Here is a 9031-nt window from a genome sequence, read left to right as displayed (position 1 = left end):
AGACTTGAAGAAGGGGGAGGCCTCGCGGCCTCCCCCTTTTTTGCGTTAATACATCACAATGTAGGTGCATTTCACCTGTAACCCGGTTGGGCTTATGGGTAATGAGCTTTTATTTAAAGACAATAAATTGAATCACAAGGGCAACTGTTACGATCACAATGATCAAAAGCAAGAATTGGAGTCGATGCTGCCTACGTCGTTTACTTGATGAAACGAAGATCGTTTTCCCTTGTTTTGGCGTCTCGAGATAACGAGCCGAATGCGTTAAGGTTTGCTTAGGTCGAGGACCTCTTTGATGCCGAGTTACGGGCTTTTTCGTCGGATCGTCATTGATTGCGCTGTTTTTTGATAATGGCGTATCTTTCAGATATACGGGATCGCCCGATGCGACGCCCATATGCTTACGCCCCGTTTGGGCATCCTCGAGCGTTCGATATCGATTTCTTGTCACATACTCGGGCTCTGGATCATTAATGGGCTCTTGCGAGATGTGAGGGCGATGGAACCGTGGCGGCTGCTTGGAAGTATCTTCCCCCTGCGTCGGCATAAACATATTGTTCTGGTTTTGGTCGTCCATGATGCCCTTTAGCTCGTTACCAACAACGCGTATGCGCTCATTGTAAGCCCCTTGTTATTTGTAGCTGTGGACATAGTCGTAATTTAAGCTCTGGTTCAAAGAACCTTAACCTTCCTAAAACCTTAGTCGAATACACTTAGATATGCTTATAGTACTGGACTCAAAAAACTTTATAGTCGGTGTATATATGAGCACCGGGTGGGCATATATATGAGCGTCAAAAGAAGTCCCAGTCACCTAGAAGATGACTCGGCAGTCCTATAAAGGAGTGGTAAACATGGCAAGCATGGTTCCTTATCGTTCGGTTTTTGGCGTTCGTCCCTCTGCAAGCTCGTTGTTCGATCTGTTTGATGATATGAGTGATCTGGCGAACAGCTCTATTGCCTCTAAGGCGTTCCCCGTTGATGTTGAGGATAAGGGCGATGGCTATGAGGTCAAGGCTTATCTGACCGGCGTCGCCAAGGACGATATCGATGTCGAGCTTAACGAGGGCCGTCTGTCCATTAGTGTGAATGTCGAGGAAGACGAGGAGAACGAGGGCAAGAACTTCCTGCAGAAGGAGTTCAGCTCGTACAGCGCAACTCGTGGCGTGTATCTAAAGGACGCTTCGAGCGAGGGCCTCTCGGCTAAGTACGCTGACGGCATCCTGACCGTTACGGTTCCCAAGATCGTCGAGAAGAAGAACGTTACGAAGATCTCCATTGACTAACTTCGTTGGCGTTCTGTGCTATTAAGAGATAACAAAAGGGGCTGGGAAGCGATTCCCGGCCCCTTTTGCTGTCTAGGATAATCTAATGAATGGTTGCTGGCCGATGCTGGCTTGCGGGGCGTATCGAGAGTTTTCGCGATCCTTGGAGAAGGGTGGCGGAGCTGCCGACCTCGTCATCCAAGGTTGCGGCTAGAGCTTTGGCATAGCTTTTGACGGTAAGGCTCGGGCGATTATTATCTTGGCTGATATGCATGGCAATGAGCTGTTCGGTGCGATCGGTAACGAGTTCGCGCGCGGCTTCGGCGGCTTGGTCGTTGGAGAGGTGCCCCCTTGCAGACAGGATGCGCTCCTGAAGAAAGCGGGGATATTCTCCCTCGCGCAGCATGGTCACATCGTGGTTGCTTTCGAGCGCGAGGACTCGACAATCTTTGAGGGTGTTCATGGCTTGGCTCGATAGCTCTCCGGTGTCGGTGGCAAAGCCGATAGAATCATCGAGGGTGTCGAATCGATAGCCGACTGGATTGATGACTTCGTGTGATGTTGAGTAGGTTTGCACGTGGATGCCGGCAATGGATAGGGTGTCACCGGGATCGAACTCCTCGACAGACAGATACGAAAGATTTTCTTTGCTCGAAAGTGTGCCCCTGCTGGCATAGAGGGGGCCGTGCCAGTGCTTGCACCAGACATCGAGACCTTTGATGTGGTCGCTGTGCTCATGAGTGATGAGAAGAGCCGAGACGTTGACTGCCGAGAGCCCCAGTTCTGCCATGCGCTTTAATGTCTCGCGGCGAGAAAGACCGTCGTCAATCATGATGAGCCCTCGGGGGCCTTCGATGAGCGCGCAGTTGCCTTTTGAGCCGCTGCCAAGGATATGAAGGTGCAGACGAGACATAATATTCCAAAGGATACAATGGGTGCGAACGAATAGAGGAGGAAGCAAATGCCAACGGTATCTCAGCATTATGGACACCATGCTGCATCGTGGGCTGATGATAGGGCCCTGGCAACGCGGCAGACGGCTGCCCCCGTGGTGCTCATGGTATCAGGTGGTGCGGACTCGACGGCATTGCTCCTTATGGCATGCACATCAAAGTTGGATATTCTGGATGGGCGTGGTGTGGCCCCCATCGCGCGCGAGCGACTGCACGTGCTGCATGTGAACCATCATCTGCGCGGCGAGGCATCCGATGGCGACGAGGCCTTTGTGCGCGGCCTATGCGCACAATATGGCTTGCCGCTGTGTGTTGAGCATGCCTATTTTGATGATGAATCGGGCAATATCGAGGCGGCTGCCCGCGAGGTGCGCTATGCCGCGGCGCGGAGGTATGTTCGCGAGCTCTGCGCCCAGACGGGGGCACCGCGAACGGCGGCTCGTATCTGCACTGCGCACACGTCTTCGGATCGCGCTGAAACGTTTTTGATGAACGCGATTAAGGGTTCGGGGCCCGCTGGCCTATCGAGCATTCCTCGCCGGAGGAATATCGTGGTGCGTCCCCTGCTCGACCTGACTCATGATGAGCTCGTGGGCTATTTGCAGGTGCATGGTCAGCCGTGGCGAGAGGACGAGAGCAACGAGGACGTGTCGTACTTGCGTAACTATGTGCGCCATCGAGTGATGCCGGTGGTGGCGCAGCGCAACGCGAGTGTCTGTAAGACGATTGGCGCCGCCTGCGAGATCTTGGGCGATGAGGACGCCTTTCTTTCCCAGCTTTCCGCACAGGCGTTTCGAAGCTGCCTGCGTAAGGAGGCGGCGGGTGCACTGGTTCTTGACGCTCGCCGACTGGCCGCGGCCGAGGTGGTGATTGCTCGGCGCATGGTGCGACTGGCAATTAAGCGTATCGACCCCGACGCTCGCCCGGAGATGCGGCATGTGGAGCGCGTGCTCGCCTGTGTCGCCGAAGGCTCGGGTTCGGTCACGCTGCCGGCGGGAATCGATGCGCGCGTGGAGTTTGGCATGCTGTCATTCAAGGCTCCGGCGGCGCGCGAGGGGTTAGTTGCCGATTGGGTCACCATTCCCGGTCGATTGCCGCTGGGGGCGGGCCGCGTTCTGGTGGCAGAGCCGATGGCCGTCGAGCCGGGGTGTGATATTGTGCGCCGTGCCCGCGAACTCGCGGGTGCCGGAGGGGCGGCCGCGATGGTGGATGCTGCGACGCTGGGCTTTGCCGATCGCGATAGCGAACGGATGCTCGCCGGCTCGTGCGGGGAGATTCCCGCCGAGGCGCGTTTGGCGCGTCTGTGGGTAGACGGTCCCGCGCCGGGGGATGTGATGTGTCCGTTGGGCATGAGTGGGCGAAGTAAGAAGGTATCCGACCTGCTCAACGAGGCTCGTATTCCCGTTTCTGAGCGCGCAGGCGTTCCTGTGGTGAGAACGGCTCCGGGAGGTGCCGTGGTATGGGTCGCAGGCGTTCGCACGGACGAGCGTTTTAAATGCACGGCCGCAACGCGCGTGGCATATCTGCTTCGTGTGGTCGATGCGGAGTAGCGTCCCACGCCAGCTATTCTGTGCGACGTTGACGGTATTCCCGCGCTGATGGCGTACGGGCTGGAAAATATACCCCGTGCGCTGCTAGAATGTGAAGTTCGCGTCCATACGGCGGTGTGTGGGCGATAAGCACAAGAAAGGGTTGTCATGGCTTCTCAACATCCGGATATCGAGAAGGTTCTGTTTACGCAGGAGGATATCGACGGTATCGTCTCTCGCCTAGGCGAGCAGATTACTCGCGACTACGCGGGTAAGGATCTGGTGCTGATTGCGGTCCTGCGCGGCGCCGTGGTCTTTATGGGCGACCTGATGCGCAAGATCGAGCTGCCGACCAACATCGATTTCATGGCTGTTTCGAGCTATGGCGACGGTGTGAAGTCCTCGGGTATCGTGCGTATCATTAAGGACCTGGATATCGACATCCGCGGTCGCGACGTGCTGATCGTCGAGGACATTCTGGACTCGGGCCTGACGCTCAAGTACCTGATGAAGAACCTCGAGAGCCGCAAGCCCGCTTCTCTGGAGGTTGCCGCCTTCCTGTGGAAGGACGTTGAGGACCGTACCTCGGCCGTCACGCCCAAGTATGTTGGAACCCATTGCCCCGATGCCTTTGTGGTGGGCTACGGCCTCGACTATGCCGAGCGCTATCGCAACCTTCCGTATCTGGGCATTTTGAAACCGGAGGTTTATTCGTAAGATGCCCGACGACCGTAACGATAACAATTCCCAGACTCCCCGGGAGCCTAAGATCCCGGGGATGCCCGGAGGCAAGAAGCCCACGCGTACGGGCTGGCTGTATTTTATTTTGGCTTGCGCGCTTCTGGGCTACGCCTTCTTTAACATGGGCTCCGGCTTTGCCAACTCCAGCAATACCGTTAAGCTCGCGACGAGTGAGATGGTCAGCGCCATCAAGCAGGATCGCGTCGAAGATTTGACCTATACGGTTCAAGACGGAAGCGTGGCGGGTCATTACTGGAAGACGAAAAAGGACAAGGGCGACACGAGCGAGCTCAAGAGCTTTTCCTCGACCTATGTCGGTTCCGATTCGCTTGCCGAGCTTATGGCGGAGCACCCCGACACCAAGTACATCGTCAACACCAACGACCCCGATTTTTGGGGCGACTTGGCGATGAGCGTGCTACCGACGATTGCCCTGATCGCCATCATGTTCTACTTTATGCGCCAGATGATGGGCGCCAATAATAGGAACATGCAGTTTGGCAAGACCAACGCCAAGACCAACGAGGCTACGCGTCCCAAGGTCAAGTTTGAGGATGTCGCTGGCGTGGATGAGGCGGTCGAGGAGCTCGAAGAGATTCGCGATTTCTTGAGCGACCCGGACCGCTATCGCAAGCTGGGCGCCAAGATTCCCCGCGGCGTGTTGCTGGTGGGCCCTCCGGGTACCGGTAAGACGTTGCTGGCCAAGGCCGTTGCCGGCGAGGCGGGCGTGCCGTTCTTTAGCATCTCGGGCTCTGACTTTGTTGAGATGTTCGTGGGCGTCGGCGCCAGCCGCGTGCGCGACCTTTTTAAGGAGGCCAAGTCTCAGGCTCCGTCAATCATCTTTATTGACGAGATCGATGCCGTGGGACGTCAGCGCGGAGCCGGTTTGGGCGGCGGCCACGACGAGCGCGAGCAGACGCTCAACCAGCTGCTGGTCGAGATGGACGGTTTTGAGGAAAGCGAGTCGGTCATCCTGATCGCCGCGACCAACCGTCCTGACATCCTGGACCCGGCATTGCTGCGCCCCGGTCGTTTTGATCGTCAAGTTACGGTCGACCGTCCGGACGTGAAGGGCCGCGAGCAGATCTTGCGCGTGCATGCCGAGAACAAGCCGATGGACGAGGACGTTAAGTTTGAGAAGCTCGCCCAGATGACCGTTGGCTTTACTGGTGCCGATTTGGCGAACCTGCTCAACGAGTCTGCGTTGCTGGCCGCTCGCCGTCATCGTTCCGTGATCTCGATGGACGAGATCGAGGAGTCGATGGAGCGCGTGATTGCCGGACCGCAACGCAAGGGTCGCGTGATGACCGAGGCCGAGCGCACCACGATTGCCTACCATGAGAGCGGTCACGCTTTGGTGGGCCACATCCTGGAGCACTCCGATCCGGTTCATAAGATCTCGATCGTCAGCCGCGGTCAGGCCCTGGGCTACACACTGCAGCTTCCACAGGAGGATCACTTCCTCAAGACCAAGAACGAGATGCTCGACGAGCTCGCCGTGTTCTTGGGCGGTCGCGTTGCCGAGGAGCTCATGTGCGACGACATCACGTCGGGCGCGAGCAACGATCTGGAGCGCGCGACCAAGATGGCGCGCGAGATGGTCACGCGCCTGGGCATGAGCGAGGAACTGGGTACGCAAGTGTTTGGCGAGGCGCAGCATCAGGTGTTCCTTGGTCGCGATTACGCCGATCACCAGGATTATTCCGAGGAGACGGCACGCCGCATCGATATCGAGGTTCAGCGCATCATGCGCGAGGCCCATCGCCGTGCGGTCGAGATCCTGGATGCCCGCTGCGATCAGCTCGATCTGATGGCGAAGGTGCTGCTTGAGCGCGAGACCGTCGAGGGCGACGCCGTGAACGCCCTGCTCGACAACGAGTGGGACGCCTACCTTGAGCGCGAGGGCGATATCCTGGCTGCCAAGGAGGAGCGCAATGCCAAGGCGGCCGGCATGCCGACCAAGAAGCGCACGCCTCGCATGAGCGAGGAGGAGCTGGCGGCCGATGCCGCGGCTTTTGCGCAGGCGGCCATGCAGGAGGATGCCGAAGCCGCATCCGATGATGCTGGCGATGGCGATGCCGTCAATGCCGGTGCCGACACCGACGACGACAAATAGTCTTTGTGGCGAAAGCCTCTGCGGGGAAACCTGCGGAGGCTTTTTCTTCATTGATTGGGGACAGACTTAAATGAGCGTTTTCACGCATTTAAGTCTGTCCCCAATCAACATTGTGGCGCTCTAGTTGGCTAAAGCGTACAATAGCGCCTATGCGAAAGGGGAACAGATGATCAACGAAACTATGTATGCTCGCGGTGCGGAAAGCTCCATCATCCGTGAGATCTTTAGCTATGGCCTTGAGCGCAAGGCACAGATCGGCGCGGAGAACGTATTCGATTTTTCGCTGGGTAACCCGAGCGTTCCGGCACCTGCCGCCGTGGCTGAGTCCATTAAGAAGGCCTTGGAGCTGCCGAGCGACCAGCTGCATGGATACACGCCTGCGCCGGGTCTGCCGCAATGTCGAGCAGCCGTCGCCGACTCGCTCAACCGCCGTTTTGGCACGAGCTATGAGGGCAAGGACGTCTTTATGACGGTGGGCGCGGCGGCTTCGCTCACCTGCACGCTCAACGCCGTCACGAATCCGGGCGACGAGGTTGTCGTTATCGCCCCGTACTTTCCAGAGTATCGCGTGTGGATTGAGAAGGCCGGCTGCACGTGTGTCGAGGCGCCTGCCGATGAAGACACGTTCCAGCTGAGCGTGAGTAACGTGCTCAAGGCGATTACCGATAAGACGGCTGCCGTCATCATCGACTCGCCCAACAATCCGACCGGTGCCGTATATACACGCGACACGCTGACGCGACTGGCCAATGTTCTGCGCGAGGCCAACGCTCAGCGCGATCCCGAGAATCCGATTATGCTCATCTCTGATGAGCCGTATCGCGAGATTGTCTATGGCGCCGAGGTGCCTTGGGTGCCTTCGATCTACGAGCACACCATCGTGTGCTACTCGTATTCCAAGTCGCTTTCGCTACCGGGCGAGCGCGTCGGGTGGATCCTGGTTCCCAATACGAATCCTCAGGCAGCTCGTCTAATGCCCGCCGTTGCCGGTGCCGCCCGTACGCTGGGCTTCGTGTGTGCACCGGCGCTCTTCCAGCGTGTAATCATCGACTGCATTGATGAACCGAGCGATGTCGAGGCCTATGCTCGCAACCGCACCGCGCTTACCGATGCACTAGCGGAGTACGGCTACACCTATGTTGAGCCGGATGGCGCGTTCTACCTATGGGTGAAAGCGCTGGAGTCCGATGCGAACGCCTTCTGTGAGCGCGCGAAGAAGCATGAGCTGCTCGCGGTGCCTTCGGATAGCTTTGGCATGCCGGGCTGGTTCCGCCTGGGCTACTGCGTGAGCTATGAGACAATCGTCAACTCTCTGCCTGCCTGGAAGCAGCTGGCCGACGAATATCGTCGAAAGTAAAGCGCTCTGCTTACAATGTTTTACGTGAAACGGGGTTTGGTTTTAAGCCAGACCCCGTTGTCTATGCCGTTGTGTGATTGGGATGAAGCAGTTTTACGACTGCCGAAAGCTATGCGTACAATGAATATACGCGACGGCCATACTGGACAAGGAGACCCGATGCCCTACCTTCTTTCTTGTGATATTCATACTCATACGATGTTCTCTGCGCATGCGTACTCAACCATCGAGGAGAACATCTATTGGGCGGCGGAGCGCGGCCTTCAGGTGCTCGGTTCCGCCGATCATTTAAGCTCGATGGTTACGCCTTGTCCCAATGACCTGCGCAGTTTCCAATTCTTTATTAACCAGGATATCTGGCCGCGCATTTGGAGCGGCGTGCTGGTGCTGCGTGGTGCCGAGGCTGATATCGTTTCGCTGGACGGCAGCTTGTTTGGCGAAGACATTCCCGTTTCGCTCGATATCGCCGGCGATTCGTATAGTCGTGAGCATTCGCTGTTCGATTTGGTGACGCGTAATTTGGATTATTTGGTGGCAAGCGTGCATAACCCGCAGTTTGCCGAAGGCGCGACGCTCGCCCAAACGACCCAGATGTACATCAATGCCCTGGAGCACCCCAAGGTGTTCATGCTTGGGCATGCGGGTCGTTCGGGCGTGCCGTTCGATATCGATGAGGTGCTGTTGGCGGCCAAGGCCAAGCACAAGATCATCGAGATCAACAACCATAGTCTTGAACACGGTGTCGACACTGAGCATTGGGCTGTATGCCGCAAGATCGCCGAGCGCTGCGCCGAGCTGGGCGTGGGTATTGGCGTGTCGACCGATGCCCACATTGGCATGGCCATTGGCAAGCTCGATCACGCACGCAAGATGCTCGACGAGATTCATTTCCCGCTGGACCTGATCGTGACGCGCGACCGCGAGACGCTGCTGCGCGAGATGGCGGCAGCCGGCGTGTGCGACCTGCGCAAAAGTATGTAACGGGGCATATATACCAACGAAGGGGGGCGGTCCAGACGGGCCACCCATTACAGTCTGAAATAGGCCATCGATAAATTTCGATGGCGAGC

The 9031-nt window shown here is 57.5% G+C and carries 8 protein-coding genes; 6 read left to right on the top strand and 2 right to left on the bottom strand.

All coding sequences use genetic code 11. From position 1 onward, the window contains the following. Nucleotides 1–109: 109 nt before the first annotated feature. Nucleotides 110–577 carry a hypothetical protein gene (locus tag DXA43_RS10215; protein WP_147344760.1) on the bottom strand — a complete coding sequence of 156 codons (468 nt, stop codon included), beginning with the start codon at nt 575–577 and terminating at the stop codon, nt 110–112. 277 nt (nt 578–854) lie between these two features. Between DXA43_RS10215 and DXA43_RS09870 the strand changes: the two genes are divergently transcribed. After that, nucleotides 855–1286: an Hsp20/alpha crystallin family protein gene (locus DXA43_RS09870; protein ID WP_035138719.1), complete on the top strand. Its 432-nt coding sequence runs from the start codon at nt 855–857 to the stop codon at nt 1284–1286. An 82-nt stretch (nt 1287–1368) separates the two neighbouring features. Here the strand turns inward: DXA43_RS09870 and DXA43_RS09865 are convergent, their stop codons facing one another. Then, a complete protein-coding gene (locus tag DXA43_RS09865) occupies nt 1369–2178 on the bottom strand; it encodes an MBL fold metallo-hydrolase (protein ID WP_199580568.1) in 810 nt (269 codons plus the stop codon). A gap of 48 nt (nt 2179–2226) precedes the next feature. Between DXA43_RS09865 and tilS the strand changes: the two genes are divergently transcribed. The 5 genes from tilS to DXA43_RS09840 all read left to right on the top strand — a co-directional run bounded on the left by tilS (nt 2227) and on the right by DXA43_RS09840 (nt 8942). Further along, a complete protein-coding gene (gene tilS, locus DXA43_RS09860) occupies nt 2227–3768 on the top strand; it encodes a tRNA lysidine(34) synthetase TilS (protein WP_199580567.1) in 1542 nt (513 codons plus the stop codon). 147 nt (nt 3769–3915) lie between these two features. Beyond that, nucleotides 3916–4464 (top strand): hypoxanthine phosphoribosyltransferase, encoded by a 549-nt coding sequence (gene hpt / locus DXA43_RS09855; protein WP_055251779.1) that lies wholly within the window; start codon nt 3916–3918, stop codon nt 4462–4464. Nucleotides 4465–4525: 61 nt separating this feature from the next. Beyond that, complete coding sequence (ftsH, locus tag DXA43_RS09850) at nt 4526–6604, top strand: ATP-dependent zinc metalloprotease FtsH (RefSeq protein WP_255413626.1); 2079 nt, start codon at nt 4526–4528, stop codon at nt 6602–6604. 166 nt (nt 6605–6770) lie between these two features. Further along, nucleotides 6771–7961: a pyridoxal phosphate-dependent aminotransferase gene (locus DXA43_RS09845; protein WP_117807052.1), complete on the top strand. Its 1191-nt coding sequence runs from the start codon at nt 6771–6773 to the stop codon at nt 7959–7961. A 159-nt stretch (nt 7962–8120) separates the two neighbouring features. Continuing rightward, entirely contained in the window at nt 8121–8942 is an 822-nt protein-coding gene (locus DXA43_RS09840) for a phosphatase (protein WP_117807051.1), read from the top strand. Nucleotides 8943–9031 lie beyond the last annotated feature (89 nt).

Source organism: Collinsella sp. OF02-10, assembly GCF_003463445.1.
Lineage (GTDB): Bacteria > Actinomycetota > Coriobacteriia > Coriobacteriales > Coriobacteriaceae > Collinsella.
The sequence above is the reverse complement of the archived record's forward strand: the minus strand, read 5'-3'. Positions and strand labels throughout refer to the sequence as shown.